The organism is Proteus vulgaris (genome assembly GCF_033708015.1).
GTDB lineage: Bacteria > Pseudomonadota > Gammaproteobacteria > Enterobacterales > Enterobacteriaceae > Proteus.
In genome coordinates this window covers 3,377,413-3,396,002 of sequence record NZ_CP137920.1, presented here as the reverse complement: position 1 = coordinate 3,396,002, position 18,590 = coordinate 3,377,413, and the positions used below count along the sequence as shown (strand labels likewise).

The following is an 18,590-nucleotide window of genomic DNA, read 5'->3' as shown; positions in this document are numbered from 1 at the left end:
GGCAGTATGCTTATGTAATAAGAACACTCGCCATAAGAGGTGGCTATGGAAACAAAAATGATGCCAGCGCTGTTTATTGGGCATGGTAGTCCAATGAATGTATTAGAAAATAATACATATACTCGCCTCTGGTCAAAATTAGGGGAAACGCTTCCTCAGCCTAAAGCGATTTTAGTAATTTCAGCCCATTGGTACACTGATGGAACTTATGTAACGGCAATGTCGCAACCAAAAACAATTCATGATTTTTATGGATTTCCACCAGAATTGTATGCAATAAAATACCCAGCACGCGGCTCGATAGGTTTAGCAGCGCTGATTGAAGATCTTATTGATCCGATTAAATTAAAACTCGATATGGATCAATGGGGATTAGATCATGGTAGTTGGGGAATACTTGAAAAAATGTATCCCAATGCGAATATTCCCGTTGTTCAATTAAGCATTGATGCACATCAATCAGCACAATGGCACTATGAATTGGGACAAAAATTGGTTGAGCTGCGTAAAGAAGGTGTCTTAATTATTGGTAGCGGTAATATCGTTCACAATTTAAGAATGATGGATTGGCAAAATAGTGATGCGACACCTTATCCTTGGGCATTAGCCTTTAATGATGCCGTTGAAAATAGCTTACGAAGCGATAAAGCACCTGAAGCGTTATTTACGATCTTATCAACAGAAGAAGGGCGATTAGCACATCCTACACCCGATCATTTTTTACCTGCGTTATATCTATTAGGTTTAAAACAAGAGGGTGAAAAAGTAACGTTGCTAAATAATGATATTGTGAATAAATCATTAAGCATGATGACGTTTCAAATTGGATAAGATTACTCGATAAACTAATTTATAAATCTAAAGGTCAAATTCGCTTTTATGTAATTTGGCCTTTTTTATATTAAATATAATGTATCGACTCATTATATTTCCCTCGTTATTGGCCTTTCCAATTTTCTATATAGATATAATTAATGTATTTAACCTTTTGTTTATATTGATTTTATTTTTATTTGGATAAATGTCTGATAAGCTTCATGATTATTTCGGGGATCTAAAACAGGATTAAACAAAAAATTTGAGAATAATCCATGAAATAAAAAACACCTCACTACTTAAATTAGTAAGTGAGGTGCTTGAAGAGTGACACAACAGGTTTTATATCAGTCTAAAATAATATGTGGATAGAAGCGTGAGAGATCTTGAGTGATAAGCTCTCTATCTTCTCGAATACAAATACCTGCTGATTGGTCGTTAACCAGCCAGCTACCAATTAATGTATAGCTATCACCAAATTTTGGCAGTGGATGGAAGTCCTGAACAATAAAACCTTCTTCGCCGTAAGGGCCATCTGCGACAGCAATATCTTTGCCATTTTCAACGATGCGAATATTTGCACCTTCGCGTGAAAACAGTGGTTTGATAACATAACGTGATAATGACTCAGGCGCTTTACCCTCATAAAAATAAGCCGGTAGCAGATTAGGGTGATTAGGGAACATTTCCCAAAGCATTGGCAATAATGCTTTATTTGAGATAATGCTCTTCCAAGAAGGTTCTAACCAACGAATACCCGCATCAGCCAATTTAGTTGAGAAGTCTTCACGGAACATAAATTCCCAAGGGTAAAGCTTAAACATATTGCTGATTATCTGATCTTTCAGATCCGTTAACTCACCACGCTCACCTAAACCCAGATCTTCAATAAAGACAAAGTCAGTCGTGACTTCTGCCTCTTCTGCACAATCTTGTAAATATTGGACTGTACCACGATCTTCTTCCGTATCTTGGCAACACGACATATGCAGATAACGCATTCCATATTGATCACGAAGCGCTGCAAAACGATCAATTAGCTTTTCTTGAATGCTATTAAATTGATCCGCATTTTGCGGTAAACGACCAGCATTGACTTGATCTTCAAGCCAGATCCATTGGAAAAAAGCAGATTCATATAGCGATGTTGGTGTATCTGCATTATTTTCTAACAGTTTTGCCGGACTTTTACCGTCATACGCTAAATCAAGACGTGAATAGAGAGAAGGTTGAGACGATTTCCATGAATCACGTACAAAATCCCAACAGTGACGAGGAATTTGAAAACGCGTCAGTAACTCTTCACTATTAGCCACTTTATCAGCGACTTGTAAGCACATCTGATGCAACTCTTCCGTCGTTTCTTCTAATGTTTCAACTTCTTCCATTGAGAATTGATAATAAGCATCTTCAGACCAATAAGGCTCGCCATACATTGTATGAAAGTTAAAGCCAAATTCAGTTGCTTTTTCACGCCAATCCGGGCGTTCAATGATATTTTCACGTTTCATGGTTTTAATTAACCACCTGAACGGTAAGAAGATGAACCGGTTGAGCTACGGTTATTATTTGTTGCACTGGTACGTTGAGCCGCAGCTTGTCTTGAAACCGTATTACCAAAGCCACCACGTGTTATTGTTGAGGTTGTTGATGGTTTGGGGGTCATGGCAGTTTTGGGGACGTTCATTTGGCGACCACCCACAGCAGGACCATAGTTACGACCTGTGGCATCCACAAATTTACCATTTGCAGGGCTTGTTGGATTACGGGAACTAAACAGAGGTTGTGCTGGTGCACTGCCCCCCATTAAGCGACCCATCATATAACCCGCCATTAATGGCATAAAAAAGCTACCACCAGAGTTAGCTTGAGCCACTTGTGAGCTGTCTGGGTTTAAATTATTGGCATTTTCAGTACTAACGGGTTGTCCGTCAATCGACGCTGTTTGTGTACATTGTGCATCACCAAATTCAGCAACACAGTCTTCTAATGTTGCGTATTTCGGGGCTGTACGTTGAGCTTCTTGCAATGCAGTGCGATAAGAGTCTTCACACTGTGCCGCTTGTGAAGGATTCGCTTGGGCACATTCTTGTGCATTCATATACAGTGAAACTGTCTCATCGCTCTCTTCACATCCTGAAAGCGCGAATACAGCAGTGATGGCGATTGCAACAGGCGCCAGACGATAAGGACGAAATGCTTTACGGAAAGCATCACGATTAATCGATTTGGTACGTTTCATTGGCATATTGATAAGATCCATAAAAGGTAAAACGTTCAAAATAAAAGCTAGGATAGGTTAAATAGTCTAGAAAATAAATAAGAAACGCCTAATCATCAGGGATAACCAGAAAATTGTGATCTTTATAAGGTTAAGGGTGATGAAATTAGGTAAATCCTCTCTTTTTAACCTAATTGTAATTAAGGTATTTGTTAATACAAGAATATAGATATTGTTGAAATTTTAATTTAAGCCATAACACAATATGTTATGTGAAGAAGAAGCATAAAAAAACCGCTTATCAGTTTATCGCTGAAAGCGGTTTTGTATAAGTGACTCGATCCTTAATTCACGATCAAGGTGCAACGTTAAGAGCAGGGCTTGTTAACGGGCGAATAATGCTATCTGGTGAAGTAGAAACTTCTGCACCCAGTGTATTATTTAACTGAATTAAATCATTTTCATTCAATGTGCCACGTGCGTATTCAATATTTAATTGGTTAATTAAATAGTCATAACGTGCGTTTGATAATTTCTGTTTAGCATCATAAAGCGTTGTGGTCGCATTTAATACGTCAACGATAGTACGAGTACCGACTTGATAACCCGCTTCTGTTGCATCTAAAGAGCTTTGAGCAGAAACAACCACTTGTTGATACGCTTTAATACTACTGATTGACGCAGAAATATTGTTATAAGAAGAACGCGCGATTTGGACAATAGAACGATAAACCGACTCTAATTGTTCGCTAGCGCTGGTAAAGTTATATTGTGCTTGTTCAACTTGTGAGCTTGTTCTGCCCCCTGTATATAAAGGAATACTGACAGACAGACCAATACTATTTTGACCGCTATAGCTGTTGCGACTATTACCCGCTGTTGCTGGCGGTAATGCGCTACCGTGATTATGGCTATTAGAAACACCCGTAGATGCATTTAAATCGACGGTTGGTAAGTGACCTGATTGCGCTAAACGAATATTCTCGCGTGCTAAATCTTGACCTAAGCGTGCGCTTAATAAACTTAAGTTGCGCGCTTCAGCATCTTTTAGCAGTTTTTCAATGGAGTCGGGTGGGGTTGTTGAAAAACGGCTGATGTTGAGTGATGCCAGATTAATGTAATAAATACCACTGACTTGGCGTAGTTTTTCTAATGCGTTATCTAATTGATTACGGCCAGCGACTTCTTGCGCCAGTACGCTATCATAATTAGCACGCGCATTTTGTACGTCAGTAATCGCTACTAAACCTACGTTAAAACGTTGAGTTGTTTGATCTAGCTGACGATAAACTTGTTCTTTTTGCGCTTCAATAAAGGATAATGAATCAATAGCGCGCAAAACATCAAAGTAAGCGGTCGCGGTGTCTAGGATCAGTTTTTGCTGACTTGTTTGATAAGTGACATCACTCATGCCCGCTGTTTTTTCTTGCATGTTCAACTGGCGCCATAAAGACATATTAAACACACTTTGTGTTAGTTTTAAGCTAGCGCCAATAGAATTGGATTCAGTGTCTCTAGCGTCACGATAACCACTTTTGTAATCAGCAGATGCCCCCAATCCTAATTGAGGCAATAATGGACTGCGAGCTTCATTGATTTTTTCAAAAGCGCTGTTTCGTTCAGCTAATGACTTGCGTAACTCAGGGTTACTGTCCTTTGCTTTTTGATAAACTTGAAGCAGATCCTCAGCCTGACTTGCAGAGCTGAATCCTGCCAAACTCACCGTGACCAAAAGAGAGAGCAGTTTTTTCATTTTAATTCCTTGTTGCAACAGTTTCGCTGAGTTGCCTCTGTTAATCTTGATTGGGGATAATTCTAGCAGATTGTTTCCCTAAGTAGGGGTAGCCATTTGTGCCATATCCTTTTATTTTAGATTAACTTTACATGAATTGTTGGCAAATTTCTTTAAATCTGTATTAAACATAAGCAATAAAAAATACGCTTAAATATAACTTAAGGAACATTGTATGAAGAAAAGGGAAAATATACCATTTTTATACGGTCGTGATGATGTAAAACTGCTTGGTCAGCGAGATTTATACAAAGGCTTTTTCCGCATGACCGAATATCGCTTTAAGCATCGTCTTTTTGAAGGTGGGTGGAGCGAAGAAGTGAAACGTGAGGTTTTTGAACGTGGAAATGCCGGCGTTTTACTCGCTTATGATCCTAATCGTGATGAAGTCGTCTTAATTGAGCAAATTCGGATCCCCGCCTATGAAACCAGTGAGACACCTTGGTTACTTGAAGTGATTGCAGGCATGGTTGAGCAAGGTGAACGTCCTGATGAGGTTGTTAGACGAGAAGCCCAAGAAGAAGCGGGTGTTAAAGTGGGACGGTGCGAGCCTATTGTGAGTTACCTTTCAAGCCCTGGAGGAACGAGTGAAAGGATGCATGTATATGTGGGGGAAGTTGATGCAACAACAGCAAAAGGGATACATGGGTTAGAGAGCGAGAACGAAGATATTCGTGTCCATGTAGTGAGTCGGGAACAAGCTTATCAATGGGTTGAGGACGGCATTATTGATAATGCAGCCTCTGTTATTGCACTACAATGGTTACAACTTCACCATATATCATTAAGAAAGCGTTGGTCGATAAGTTAATGCGCTAATCTACCTTAAATAAGTGTTTTTAATGATATTATCAAGTAGAGTAACTATCTCTAAGTATACGATATCAAATGAATTAAATTGTAAAATGAAGTGAAAAAAACGTGATTGAAAGCGAGAATATTTCTCACTAATCTTTTGAAATGTGTATTGGTTGGCAGATCTTTACTACGAAAATACGTTAACATAACGGCTAATGAGAGTGAAACAAGGAAACCTTTTGGAAAGCCAGCTTGAATTATCGGTGAAACATAAACACACCGTAAGAATATTACAAATCACAGATACCCACCTCTTTGCTAATGTGGAAGATACTCTGCTGGGTATAAATACCTATCGTAGTTACCATGCAGTATTAAATGCGATTAGAGAGCAGGATCTTGATGTTGACTTGATTGTTGCGACAGGTGATTTAGTCCAAGATCAAACCTTTGAAGCTTATCAGCATTTTGCTGATGGCATTGCGACGCTAACACCACCTTGTGTTTGGTTGCCGGGTAATCATGACTATCAACCTGCGATGATTGATGCTTTAAATCAGGCAGGAATTTTGTCAGCTAAACAAGTGTTGATTGGTGATAATTGGCAAATGTTGTTATTAGATAGCCAAATTCAAGGCGTTCCTCATGGTGAGTTATCAGATTGTCAGTTAGATTGGCTAACACGCTGCCTCGAAAGTGAAAAGCACAGAGATACGATTATCTTGTTGCATCATCATCCTATGCCTTCAGGGTGTACATGGTTAGATCAACACAGTTTAAGGAATTCTCAAGAATTGGCTGAGCGTTTAAGAGACCATTCTCAAGTCAAAATGATGCTTTGCGGTCATATCCATCAAGAAATGGATGAAATGTGGAATGGTATTCGTTTGTTGGCGACGCCTTCTACGTGCATTCAGTTTCGCCCTCATTGTACAAATTTTACATTAGATACGGTTTCTCCGGGTTGGCGTTATTTAGAAATGTCACTTTTATCTGATGATAAGGGCGACATTGAAACACAAGTTTACCGTTTAGCAGGTACTGAATTTTGCCCTGATCTGGATGCGGATGGATATTAAGTGATGCCTCGTATTCTTTACTTACATGGCTTTAATAGCTCACCAAAATCAGCAAAGGCACAGGCTTTTCGCCAATGGCTTGAAGCAACATATCCTGAAATTGAATTGTTAGTACCTCAATTGCCACCTTATCCTCAAGAAGCCGCTCAGCTAATTGAAACGTTAGTTAAAGAGAGTGCTGATGAGAAACTTGGATTAATTGGCTCATCATTAGGTGGCTATTTATCTATTTGGCTATCTCAACGTTTTAATTTACCCGCTGTTGTTGTAAATCCTGCGATACGTCCTTTCGATCTTTTGCAAGATTTCTTGGGTGAGAATGAAAATCCTTATACACATCAAAAGTATAGGTTAGAACCTCACCATATGGATGAGTTACTTGCTTTGCGTATTCCCACTATCACATCACCCGAACTAATTTGGCTACTTCAACAAATTGGCGATGAAATACTTGATTATCGTCAAGCTGTCTCATATCTTGGCGCGTGTAGGCAAACAGTAGAATCGGGTGGAAACCACGCTTTTGTGGGTTTTGAACGTTTTTTTCCGAAAATTATTCAATTTTTAAAGATAATTTAGCCTTTCGGTCGATTAACCTGTAAAACGTAGGTTGATGTATCTACCCGAAAATTAATATCATATTGCCGCCAACACCTGTTATTATAAACAGTATTTTTCTAACAGCGAACCGCAGATTAAAACAATGACTCAATCAAGTTATAATGCAAAGGATATTGAGGTTCTTAATGGTCTAGAGCCTGTACGTCGCCGTCCAGGGATGTATACAGATACCACAAGACCGAACCATTTGGCACAGGAAGTGATAGATAATAGCGTGGACGAGGCGCTTGCGGGACACGCATCAAAGGTCGAAGTTATTTTATATGCAGACCAATCTATCGAAGTCATCGATAATGGGCGAGGAATGCCTGTCGATATTCACCCTGAACTTAACGTTTCTGCTATCGAGTTAATCCTTGCTCACCTCCACGCCGGAGGAAAATTCTCTAATAAAAATTATCAATTTTCTGGCGGGTTGCATGGTGTCGGGATCTCTGTTGTTAATGCCCTCTCAAAACGTATTGAAGTCACCGTTCGTCGTGAGGGTAAAGTTTACCAAATTGCCTTTGAAAATGGTGATAAGGTTGAAGAATTACATGAGATTGGTACCTGTGCAAAACGAGATACAGGAACGAGTGTACATTTTTGGCCTGATGGCGCTTATTTCGATGTTCCTCGTTTTTCTTCTAAAAGCTTATCTCACGTATTGAAAGCCAAAGCAGTACTCTGTCCAGGCGTTACTGTTTCTTTTATAGATAAAGTAAACAACACCCAAGAAAATTGGTGCTACGCTGATGGTTTAACCGATTATTTAAGTGAAGCTGTTGCTGAATTTGTTCGCCTTCCTGAAGAGCCTTTTACGGGCAAATTTGAGGGTGATAATGAAGCCGTTGAATGGTCTATGCTATGGCTACCTGAAGGTGGCGATCTACTCACTGAAAGCTATGTTAACTTAATTCCGACGGTTCAAGGTGGTACACACGTAAATGGTTTACGCCAAGGTGTGTTAGATGCAATGCGTGAATTTTGTGAATTCCGTAATTTACTACCAAGAGGTCTTAAATTAACCGCCGATGATACATGGGAGCGTTGTGCTTATGTATTATCCGTGAAAATGCAAGATCCCCAATTTGCAGGGCAAACTAAAGAGCGGCTCTCCTCAAGACAAACCAGTGCGTTTGTTGCAAATGCAGTAAAAAATGCTTTTAGCTTATGGCTAAATCAGAATGTTCAAGTCGGTGAATTACTTGCTGAAATGGCAATTAGTAGCGCTCAACGTCGTATGCGAGCCGCTAAAAAAGTAGTGAGAAAGAAACTCACTTCAGGGCCAGCATTACCAGGTAAATTGGCTGATTGTACTTCTCAAGATCTACGTTACACCGAACTGTTTTTAGTTGAAGGGGACTCTGCGGGCGGCTCGGCTAAACAAGCTCGAGATCGTGAATATCAAGCAATTATGCCTTTACGCGGTAAAATTCTAAATACATGGGAAGTCTCTTCTGATGAAGTTCTTGCTTCACAAGAAGTGCATGATATTTCCGTTGCTATTGGTATGGATCCTGATAGTGATGATTTAAGCCAACTGCGTTACGGTAAAATTTGTATTCTTGCGGATGCGGACTCAGATGGTTTACATATCGCCACCCTATTGTGTGCTTTATTTGTGCGCCATTTCCCTGCGCTTGTTAAGGAAGGGCACGTTTATATGGCGATGCCACCCCTTTACCGTATTGACTTAGGTAAAGAAGTTCATTATGCCCTTGATGAATCAGAAAAAAATGCCATTTTACAGCGTTTAAGTCGTAAAAAAGGAAAGCCTAACGTACAGCGCTTTAAAGGTTTGGGTGAGATGAACCCACTTCAACTGCGTGAAACAACACTTGATCCTAATACGCGTCGTTTAGTGCAATTGGTGATTGATGAAGAAAATTATCAAGAAACCCTAGGCGTGATGGATATGTTGTTAGCGAAGAAACGCTCTGAAGATCGCCGAAATTGGTTACAAGAGAAAGGCGATGAAGTTGACATCGAAGTGTAATGGATACCACAAGAGTCTGAGGAAAAAATTGAATGAGTGAATTGACTCATGATGGTGTAGAGCGCCAACCGCTCCACTTATTTACAGAAAATGCCTATCTCAACTATTCCATGTACGTCATTATGGATCGTGCATTACCTTTTATTGGAGATGGGTTAAAGCCCGTGCAACGTCGCATCGTTTATGCGATGTCGGAGCTGGGTTTAAGTAATAGCGCTAAATTTAAAAAGTCAGCCCGTACTGTGGGTGACGTGCTAGGTAAATATCATCCACATGGTGATAGTGCATGTTATGAAGCAATGGTACTGATGGCTCAGCCGTTCTCTTACCGTTATCCGTTAATTGATGGACAAGGTAACTGGGGGGCACCAGATGATCCAAAATCTTTTGCTGCAATGCGTTATACCGAATCACGTCTTTCTAAGTATTCACAAACATTATTGAGTGAATTAGGACACGGTACGGTAGATTGGATCCCTAACTTTGACGGCACGATGCAAGAGCCGAAAATGTTGCCTGCACGCTTACCTAATATCGTGCTTAATGGCACAACAGGTATTGCAGTGGGGATGGCAACAGACATTCCACCGCATAACGCGCGTGAAATAGGACAAGCTTTAGTGATGCTTTTAGATAATCCTGATGCCGGATTATCTGATGTGATGCAATATGTTCAAGGCCCTGATTATCCGACTGAAGCTGAAATTATTACCGCGCAAGACGATATCAAAAAGATTTATAAAACAGGGCGTGGCTCTATCAGAATGAGAGCGGTATGGCAGAAAGAAGAAGGGTGTGCGGTGATCACTGCATTGCCTCATCAAGTTTCTGGTGCCAAAGTACTTGAGCAAATCGCAGCATTGATGCGAGCGAAAAAACTGCCTTTAGTGGAAGATTTACGTGATGAATCTGATCATGAAAATCCGACTAGACTTGTTATTGTTCCTCGTAGTAATCGCGTCGATTTAGAACAAGTGATGTACTACTTGTTTGTGAATACTGATTTAGAAAAAAGTTATCGCGTTAACCTAAATATGATTGGGTTAGATAACCGTCCTGCTGTTAAAGGATTACTAACGATTTTAAATGAGTGGTTAGTGTACCGTCGCCAAACAGTAACAAACCGCTTAAATCATCGTTTAGAAAAAGTTTTACGTCGCTTAGAAATTCTTAAAGGTTTATTAATTGCTTATCTCAATATTGATGAAGTGATTGAAATTATTCGTCATGAAGATGAACCAAAAGCAGAATTAATGCGTCGTTTTGAGTTATCTGATATTCAAGCTGAAGCTATTTTAGAGTTACGTTTACGTCATTTAGCCAAACTTGAAGAGATGAAACTAAAAGGCGAAAGTGATGAGCTTCAAAAAGAACGCGACAGCATTGAGAAATTGCTAAGTTCACCTCGTCGTTTAAATACGTTACTGAAAAAAGAAATTGAAGCTGATGCAAAAGAATTTGGTGATGATCGTCGTTCACCTATTCGCCCTCAAGAAGAAGCGAAGGTCGTGAATGAGCAAGATATGTTGCCATCAGAGCCTGTCACTATTGTGCTTTCTGAAATGGGCTGGGTACGTAATGCAAAAGGACATGATATTGATCCTAGTGGCATGAGTTATCGTGCGGGTGATAGCTATCACAGTGCAGTCCGAGGCATGAGTAATCAACCAGTCCTGTTCCTTGATTCAACCGGAAGAAGTTACACCTTAAGCCCAAATGATATGCCATCAGGGCGTAGCCAAGGTGAGCCATTAACGGGTAAATTGACATTCCCACCAGAAGCCAGCGTGAAATACATGTTAGCGGGCAGTGCTGGACAAGAATATTTACTGGCAACAAAAGAAGGTTATGGCTCGGTTCTTTCTTACGATGAGATGGAAACGAAGAATAAGACAGGTAAAGGGCTATTAACCGTTCCTGAAGAGACTGAGTTATTAGCACCGTTCTTAGTTGATCCCCAAAAGAAAAATGAACACCACTGGTTTATTATCATCACTGACAAAACACGTATTTTAGCCATTTCAGCAGAACAACTGAATGAAATGAATAAAAAAGGGCGTGGTACACGTCTTGTTGCTTTAGGAAAAGAGCAAGGTGATGTGATTGAACAAATGCTGTTTGCACCTAAAGATGAAGCATTAATCTTTACTGTTGATGGTCAGCAAGAAGTGCTTAAAGCAGAAGAGATCAGTTATTTTAGCGGTAATGCGGGTGATGAACCTATTCCGTTAAAACATCTACATCCTGAAGCTGTTACCGTCATTATGTCTGAAAAAGGGCTTATTCGTTGCCAAAAAGGTCATCATATCGATGCTAAATCAGTGGGTTTCAAATCGGGTGATGATTATTTTGATGCCGTTGAAGGTATGAGTAATCAACCAGTACACCTCATTGATACCACGGGTCAAAGCTATACCGTTGATGTTGATGCATTACCTTCTGGTCGTAGCAAAGGCGATGCGCTAACTGAACGACTAAAAATTCAGAAAAATGCGCAATTACGTCATGTTGTTATGGGTGAAAGTACCGATAAGATCTTAATGGCATCTGATGCCGGTTATGGTTTTATCTGTCAGGTGGATGATCTAACGTCTAAAAATAAAGCAGGAAAATCACTACTGACTTTACCTGAAAATGCATTACCATTACCGCCACAACGCTTGAACAACGAGCTCACTGATCTCATTATGGTCATTACAAAAGGCGGTAGGATGCTGATTTTTGAAGCCGCAGAACTACCAACTATGGTAAAAGGAAAGGGAAACCAGATGGTTTCTATTCCTGCTTCACAAGCGGCAAGTGGTGAGGATAAAGTCGCTTGGTTACGAGTATTACCTGAAAATGCTTCTGTTACTCTGCATTTTGGTAAACGCAAAATGACAATGTCGATGAATGAATTAGTGAGCTTTAAAGCCAAACGTGGACGTCGCGGAACCTCTTTACCTCGCGGTGCTCAAGTTATCGATCATATTGATATTGAAACAAATTAAATCTAATACTTAATTGATATTGAGTGGGTCTGTTGACCCACTTCTATTTAGGACGCTAGAACTTATGTTAGCTATTATTCGAGGCATCATTGTCATTCTTTACACCATTATTGTGGTGACAGTTGGAATGATTTATTGCATGTTTTCACCAAGAAATCCTAAACATGTAATGACTTACGGACGTTTGTTCGGCAAATTATCGACGATTTTTGGTATCAAACTCGTTGAGCGTTTTCCTAAAGAAGCGAAAAGCTACGGCCCAAGTATTTATATCGGAAACCACCAAAACAATTTTGATATGGTGACAATGTCAAATGCGGTACAACCTAATACCGTCACAGTGGGTAAAAAAAGCTTAATTTTTATTCCTTTCTTTGGTCAGTTGTATTGGATAACCGGTAATATTTTGATTGATAGAGCAAACCGCTCTAAAGCGCATGGCACTATTTCACAAGTTGCTGAGCAAATTAAATCGAAGAAGATTTCTGTTTGGATGTTCCCAGAAGGCACTCGTAGCCGTGGTCGTGGCTTATTACCGTTTAAAACAGGGGCGTTCCATGCTGCCATTCAAGCAGGTGTGCCGATTATTCCTGTGTGTGTTTCCACAACGCAGGGCAAAATTAAGCTAAACCGTTGGAATAATGGTTATGTTATTGTTGAAATGTTGCCTCCAATTGATGTTTCAAAATATACCAAAGATCAAGTTCGAGAATTAGCAGAAGATTGTCGTCAAATTATGAAAGCGAAAATCGAAGAGCTAGATAAAGAAGTTGAAGAAATGAATAAACGTGATTTTCCCGGTAAATTAAATTAAGACTGATTTATTTTCTTTTAGCGAAAAAAGCCATTCACCCAAGCCCGTCAAACTCACTGCGTTCGTCTGACCACCCCCTTTTTTCGCCCTGTATTTGGTCGCTCAAAAATGTGGTGGTCAGACGCTTCGCTTGACGGGGGGCTTTGCCCCCAAAACGAAACACGTTCACTGGGGTTCACTTGCCATCGCTGGGGCGTGTCATTTCGTTTCGGCTCCCCCTGTTTTTCCCTTTCTTCGCTGGACGCTCATCAGGAGAAAAACAAAAAGCCTACCGCCCTCGTTTTACTCGGTTGGTCAAATTGCTTCTTGCCACAAAACAAGTTTGTGTCTTTCAGCGATTTCGCATCGTTTTACTTGTCAGTTTGCATGATGTTAAAAACGCACTCAGAAGCTCGCAAAACCGTTCTAAACTTTCAGCGTAGATTTAGGTGTTTGATAGGGTAATCGTGTCTTAAAATCGTTTTGAGGGGCTTTAATGTGGATGAACGGGCGGTTTTCGCTAACTAACTCGCCCGTTTAACATAAAAGGGATTATTTGAAGGGGGTAGATTTCCAACGTGCTTCTAAATTTTCTAATAATTCAAAAGTGATATCTTGAACAAAATTTTTCATGGTGGGATGAAAACTCGCTATTAAAGCGACTTTTTGATTTGAGCAGGTCATTTCTTTTAATGTAAATACTTCTGTTTTTCCTAAAAAAAAACTTTTTAAAATATACCTCTCAGGCGTTCGCTTAATTGGATTACCTATATGTTGATAAAGCCATTGGTCGGTCATGACTTGTTCTAACCCAAACGGGATTTTATTGGGAAATACCCAGCCATTTTTCATCTTATCGGGGATTAATGTCAGTGTAATTTCAGCGAGTTTTTTTGATGGATTTTCAAAAGCTAAAAAAACATATTCTTTGCTCATCTGTAACGTTAAAACATCTTCTCCCGAATTGCCTTGCGGTTTAGTTTTATAAGGAATTAACCCGTCGTTATAAAGTTCATCATAAGTATCCCCTAATCGCCGTACTAAGGCTTCAATATTCACACTCATTGATATAATCCTTCCTCTCTATTTAATCGATGTAATTCTGCCAATACTTCATCTAATTTTTCATCCGATACGTTATATTCCGCTTTTAAACATCGTCGCTCTACTTCCCAATTTCGTTCAACCGCTTCTTTTAAATCCTGACCGTCATACTCTTTTCGACGTAGCTTGGTATCATCCTCTAATTCAACCCAACTATTATTTTTGCCACCGTAGGTTTCACTGCATTTTGGGTGTACTGATTTAGGGATAGCGACGGAAGCCACTTGATCAACCCATTCATTAAGCTAGTCTTTTGATATATCTGGGTTTATTGATTTTAAATAAAGTTTAATCGCCGCTTGAGAAGGAATATGGTCAACGTCATAGTTCCCCCCTTTAGAGAGTTTTTTCAATTTCCCGTAATAATCGACTTCTAAAAAATTCACGATCCTTTTTTGAAAGTAGACATAAATGGCAGGCACTTCCCCCCAAGGGTCGACAATAATAAAATCATTAAAATCGTCTTCTTCCAACGGAAAGGTTTCTACCCAACCATTCTGCCGTTCTTCTGGAAAACCGGGAGGCGCATTCAACGTCTTTTCAGGAATAGGGTTAGGCAAGCGCCAAATTTCTTGGGGTTCGGGTAACGGAAGTGGCGGTGTGGTATACCCCACCTCCCCCCCATCATGGATAAGGGTCTCTTGATGTCCGTTATTTAAACTAAATTTAACAGTTTGAAAAGCATCACTGGGGTTTGAGGGGATATATTCTGCGGTATTCCCTGCCATATCCCAATGAAATTCGCCCTCAATGTCAGGGTCTGAAAATGACGCGGTACCATCTTCATGACGTGTAGCAAATCGGACTCTGACATGATTAAGACCGCTGGCCTCATTGACGATATAGCCAGCGACTTTATTGGCATATGCCGTATTTTCATTTTCAACAATCCGAAATCGCACACCTGTGATGACGGTACTTTTTTTATGCGCAAGCTGTCGTAGCGTGGCTTCTTCCGCATAATTTTGTCCTTTGATAGTCTGCGGTGAACGAGAAAATCCGCCAACCAGAAGAGGAAAATTAATAATTCTTCCAATAAAGAGTTGGTCTTCATTTGGGTCACCCGCCGGCTCGGAGTGAAATAGTAAAGTTAAAAGTCCTCCCCGAGAAGCCGTCGCTACATCTTTCATCGCTTTCACAATTTTAATCACGCGTTGATGAGAAGAAGCCGTCGGTTTCAAAATGGGTTTAGGTAATTCAATGGGTTTAGGTGGAGCATAGGATAGTGAGCGTGCCTCCATAAAAAGTTTAGCGGGCATGACAGAAACCGGTGTTACTTGTCCCCCCGCAGTCGTTCTTCCTTCCTCGTTATTTTTTCCGTGAATAAGGTATTCAGGCATCTATCGCTTCCTAAAATAAAGAGATTTAATGAAGTAAGAATAGTGAATAAAAAAGATATTGATTCAGTAATAATTGAAATACGGATAAGACCCATTATGTTAAACGGACGAGTTTACACCTTAAAACCGCCCGTTAATCACCATCAGAACGCATCAGCACGATTTTAAGCACCAAATACACCCCATAACACCCAAAATCCACCCTGAAAGTTTAGAACGGTTTCTGTGCCGTTTTGGCTCATTTTTAACATTTCTTTTTTTAAACCTAAAAATACGGTTAAAGTCTTTAAAAGCACGCAATTCTTTATGAGGGAACGTATGAAAACGAAAAAAAAATTAAAAAACGAAACTGAAATGCGTAAATGGAAAAGGCTCAACCAAATGGTAAAAAGGAAAAATCGGTTTAGTCAGGCGCAAATAGAGCAATGGAAAAAGGAGCAAGAAGACCAAGAGCAACGAGATGCATGGCTTACTGAAAGTGAAGAGGCGATAAAACGCCACATGAGAGACTTGTAGCGTTTAACATAAAAGGGATTAGAAGAACCTATCTGTTGATTTTAATGAAATAGAATTGTTTTTTATTTTAATCACAGTCATACCTATTAAAAATAAAAAATGCAGTGCTTTTTTCTGCACCTTTGTAGATAAAAGTTCCAGTAACTGGGTAGGTAGAATTGTTAAACCAATGTTTATCACACCAACTCATCCTTACCATTCTTAATACATTATCTTTAAGTTTATCACTGATTTCATTGGTTATTTTTATTGATGTGGTGTAGCTGAATATAAGTCCGTTCTCAGTGGATTTTACTTTTTCAGCCACAGTATAGTCATCAATTCGTTTTGGTAAATTTTTGTTTAATATGATAGAGGTAGATTTCAGCTCATTAATGATTTCTAATTTTGAATTGGCAAATGATGAGGCACTAAATGTCATAGCACTTGTAATTAGCAGAAACAGAAATATTTTGAAATTCATTCAAGAACCTATTTTTTTATTGTAAATCAATTAATTAATTAATGTATCATGATACAAAAACTGACATTATCAAGTGGTAATCATAATATAATTGTTAAGTGCGGATTTTCATGGTTCGCATTTTTTTTTGGATTTTGGCCATTTTTGTTTAGAAAAATGTGGAAGGTCGGTTTTTTCTGGCTATTTTTTTGCATCTTTTGGACTGTTTTAAGCATCTGGGCCCATTCTGATGGATCGCAGTTTTTAATTTTAGTTTTATGGCTTGTTAGATTGGGGTATTCAATAATTCAAGGGTTCAGCATCAACGGATTGTATGTTGATAAGTTAACTAGCATAGGTTATGTAATAACTAAAAAAACATAAAATAATACCTAATGCCCCAATGTGGTACCAATTATAATGGAGCGAAGCGACATCGTCATCTTGTCTTTGCTTTTCTCCATGATTGGCTCTTGGGTCATGGTTTCTTAGCTTGTTCCTTTAGCGTGCTGGTTATCAACTATTTTTAGGATTTATGTCATATCCGCGCTATTATGCTCCCGTAATTTCATTTAAGTCCTTTGTCTTTAAATCACAGCAGCTTTTTTTCCTGTCACCGTATGTTTGATCACACGATAGGAATATTTGTATTTTGTTGCGGAGAAAGTATGTCATTTAGTCGTCGCCAGTTTATTCAGGCTTCAGGCTTAGCGGTATGTCTGGGCTCTATATCTTCTTCTGTTCGTGCTGAATCAGTTAATGATAAACAATTACCTATACCGCCATTGTTGGAATCTCGTCGTGGTCAGCCACTGTTTTTGACATTGCAAAAAGTGCATTGGGCGTTTAATGGTACGCAAAAAGCGGAAGTTTGGGGGATCAATGGCTCAACGCCGGGACCGACAATTAGAGTCAAAAGTGGCGATGATATAAAACTTATTTATAGTAACCGTCTTAATGAAGCAGTATCAATGACGGTAAGCGGCTTATTAGTTCCTGGTACTCAAATCGGTGGTGCAGCAAGATTAATGTCACCCGGTGCTTATTGGTCACCTGTATTGCCTATTCGTCAGAAAGCAGCAACATGTTGGTATCACGCCAATACTCCCTTTAAAATGGCACCTCATGTCTATAATGGGCTAGTGGGAATGTGGATTGTGGAAGATGAAGAGAGCAAATCCCTACCGCTACCAAAACATTATGGAGTGAATGACTTTCCGCTTATTATTCAAGATAAGCGGATTGATAATTTTGGTACGCCACAATATGACAAAGAAGCTGCTAGTGATGGCTTCTATGGTGATACATTGCTGGTTAATGGGCGTGAAGATCCTTATATTGAAGTCTCTAGAGGTTGGATCCGCTTACGTTTAGTCAATGCATCTAATGCCCGTCGTTATGAACTAACCGCAAATGATGGTCGTTCACTTTACCTTATCGCTTCTGATCAGGGGTTATTAACATCCCCCGTAGAGCTGAAATCAATTCCAATGGCTCCAGGTGAGCGACGTGAAATATTGGTTGATATGTCTGAAGGTGGTGAAGTCACAATTACCGCTGGGCAAAGTGCGGGCTTTATGGATAGGCTCCGTGGTATTTTTGAACCTTCTGATTTGCTACGTAATACCAATATACTAACCATTAAACCAACGGGATTAATGTCATTAATAACTGACAAGGCACCGGCTCAATTAGCGGTAGATGATACACGAATTACCACGTCTATTCAGCCTAGAACTATTCAACTGCATAACAGCCCGCCAGGAATAAACAATGCTCGTTGGGAGCTTTCAAGAATTGATTTAGTCGGTAAGCAAAATGGGTGGGAACGTTGGCTTGTCACAGTATCAACACCACAACCATTTCATATTGAAGGCGCCCGTTTTAAAGTGATTAACCATAATGGTCAAAAACCAGAACCCGCAGATTTCGGTTGGAAAGATACTGTTTGGATTGAAAATCAAAGTGAATTACTGGTGGAATTAAAACAGCCTTCTTATTCGCATTTTCCTTTCCTGTATTATAGCCAATTATTAGAAAATGCAGATAAAGGAATGGTAGGACAAATGGAAGTCACGCCTTTGGAATAAAAACTATGTA

The 18,590-nt window shown here is 39.6% G+C and carries 17 protein-coding genes and 1 pseudogene; 11 read left to right on the top strand and 7 right to left on the bottom strand.

The window, feature by feature from the left end; translation table 11 throughout:
- The first annotated feature begins 45 nt into the window (after nt 1-45).
- On the top strand, nt 46-831 hold the full coding sequence (ygiD, locus tag SB028_RS15995) for a 4,5-DOPA dioxygenase extradiol (RefSeq protein WP_069369640.1): 786 nt from the start codon (nt 46-48) through the stop codon (nt 829-831).
- A gap of 332 nt (nt 832-1,163) precedes the next feature.
- Here ygiD and SB028_RS15990 read toward each other — a convergent pair whose 3' ends face one another.
- The 3 genes from SB028_RS15990 to tolC form a co-directional block, all read right to left on the bottom strand.
- Nucleotides 1,164-2,327 (bottom strand): glutathionylspermidine synthase family protein, encoded by a 1,164-nt coding sequence (locus SB028_RS15990; RefSeq protein WP_069369639.1) that lies wholly within the window; start codon nt 2,325-2,327, stop codon nt 1,164-1,166.
- 8 nt (nt 2,328-2,335) lie between these two features.
- Nucleotides 2,336-3,064, bottom strand: coding sequence for a DUF1190 family protein (locus SB028_RS15985; protein WP_069369638.1), 729 nt, complete (start codon nt 3,062-3,064; stop codon nt 2,336-2,338).
- 328 nt (nt 3,065-3,392) lie between these two features.
- A complete protein-coding gene (tolC, locus tag SB028_RS15980; RefSeq protein WP_069369637.1) occupies nt 3,393-4,790 on the bottom strand; it encodes an outer membrane channel protein TolC in 1,398 nt (465 codons plus the stop codon).
- A 214-nt stretch (nt 4,791-5,004) separates the two neighbouring features.
- Here tolC and nudF point away from each other — a divergent pair, with 214 nt between their 5' ends.
- From nudF to SB028_RS15950, 7 genes and pseudogenes are all read left to right on the top strand, one after another.
- The gene (gene nudF, locus SB028_RS15975) at nt 5,005-5,640 is read left to right on the top strand and encodes an ADP-ribose diphosphatase (RefSeq protein ID WP_069369636.1); all 636 of its coding nucleotides are present in this window, start codon (nt 5,005-5,007) and stop codon (nt 5,638-5,640) included.
- A gap of 226 nt (nt 5,641-5,866) precedes the next feature.
- Nucleotides 5,867-6,706, top strand: a complete 840-nt coding sequence (cpdA, locus tag SB028_RS15970) for a 3',5'-cyclic-AMP phosphodiesterase (RefSeq protein WP_069369635.1) — start codon at nt 5,867-5,869, stop codon at nt 6,704-6,706.
- Between the two features lie 3 nt (nt 6,707-6,709).
- Nucleotides 6,710-7,285, top strand: a complete 576-nt coding sequence (yqiA, locus tag SB028_RS15965) for an esterase YqiA (RefSeq protein WP_069369799.1) — start codon at nt 6,710-6,712, stop codon at nt 7,283-7,285.
- Nucleotides 7,286-7,409: 124 nt separating this feature from the next.
- Entirely contained in the window at nt 7,410-9,305 is a 1,896-nt protein-coding gene (gene parE / locus SB028_RS15960) for a DNA topoisomerase IV subunit B (protein ID WP_069369634.1), read from the top strand.
- 32 nt (nt 9,306-9,337) lie between these two features.
- A pseudogene (gene parC, locus SB028_RS15955) lies at nt 9,338-11,536 on the top strand (DNA topoisomerase IV subunit A); the annotation flags it as partial.
- 33 nt (nt 11,537-11,569) lie between these two features.
- The gene (locus SB028_RS20770; RefSeq protein ID WP_409565603.1) at nt 11,570-12,295 is read left to right on the top strand and encodes a DNA gyrase C-terminal beta-propeller domain-containing protein; all 726 of its coding nucleotides are present in this window, start codon (nt 11,570-11,572) and stop codon (nt 12,293-12,295) included.
- Nucleotides 12,296-12,359: 64 nt separating this feature from the next.
- On the top strand, nt 12,360-13,109 hold the full coding sequence (locus tag SB028_RS15950) for a 1-acylglycerol-3-phosphate O-acyltransferase (RefSeq protein WP_069369632.1): 750 nt from the start codon (nt 12,360-12,362) through the stop codon (nt 13,107-13,109).
- A 531-nt stretch (nt 13,110-13,640) separates the two neighbouring features.
- Here SB028_RS15950 and SB028_RS15945 read toward each other — a convergent pair.
- Genes SB028_RS15945 through SB028_RS15935 form a run of 3 tightly spaced genes read right to left on the bottom strand, consistent with a single transcriptional unit; the run spans nt 13,641 to nt 15,532 of the window.
- A complete protein-coding gene (locus SB028_RS15945; RefSeq protein WP_069369631.1) occupies nt 13,641-14,153 on the bottom strand; it encodes a DUF6392 family protein in 513 nt (170 codons plus the stop codon).
- On the bottom strand, nt 14,150-14,416 hold the full coding sequence (locus SB028_RS15940; protein WP_069369630.1) for a hypothetical protein: 267 nt from the start codon (nt 14,414-14,416) through the stop codon (nt 14,150-14,152). The genes SB028_RS15945 and SB028_RS15940 overlap by 4 nt, the downstream gene beginning before the upstream one ends.
- Nucleotides 14,417-14,437: 21 nt before the next feature.
- A complete protein-coding gene (locus tag SB028_RS15935) occupies nt 14,438-15,532 on the bottom strand; it encodes an S-type pyocin domain-containing protein (protein ID WP_318859664.1) in 1,095 nt (364 codons plus the stop codon).
- 318 nt (nt 15,533-15,850) lie between these two features.
- On the opposite strand from SB028_RS15935, the gene SB028_RS15930 reads away from it, so the two are divergent.
- Nucleotides 15,851-16,048, top strand: coding sequence for a hypothetical protein (locus SB028_RS15930; protein ID WP_069369147.1), 198 nt, complete (start codon nt 15,851-15,853; stop codon nt 16,046-16,048).
- A gap of 67 nt (nt 16,049-16,115) precedes the next feature.
- On the opposite strand, the gene SB028_RS15925 is transcribed toward SB028_RS15930, so the two are convergent.
- Nucleotides 16,116-16,511: a hypothetical protein gene (locus tag SB028_RS15925; protein WP_069369146.1), complete on the bottom strand. Its 396-nt coding sequence runs from the start codon at nt 16,509-16,511 to the stop codon at nt 16,116-16,118.
- A gap of 48 nt (nt 16,512-16,559) precedes the next feature.
- On the opposite strand from SB028_RS15925, the gene SB028_RS20765 reads away from it, so the two are divergent.
- Together SB028_RS20765 and ftsP are read left to right on the top strand one after the other, a co-directional pair.
- Nucleotides 16,560-16,874, top strand: coding sequence for a DUF2628 domain-containing protein (locus SB028_RS20765; protein ID WP_413242927.1), 315 nt, complete (start codon nt 16,560-16,562; stop codon nt 16,872-16,874).
- Nucleotides 16,875-17,158: 284 nt separating this feature from the next.
- Nucleotides 17,159-18,580, top strand: a complete 1,422-nt coding sequence (ftsP, locus tag SB028_RS15920; protein ID WP_069367201.1) for a cell division protein FtsP — start codon at nt 17,159-17,161, stop codon at nt 18,578-18,580.
- Nucleotides 18,581-18,590: the final 10 nt, after the last annotated feature.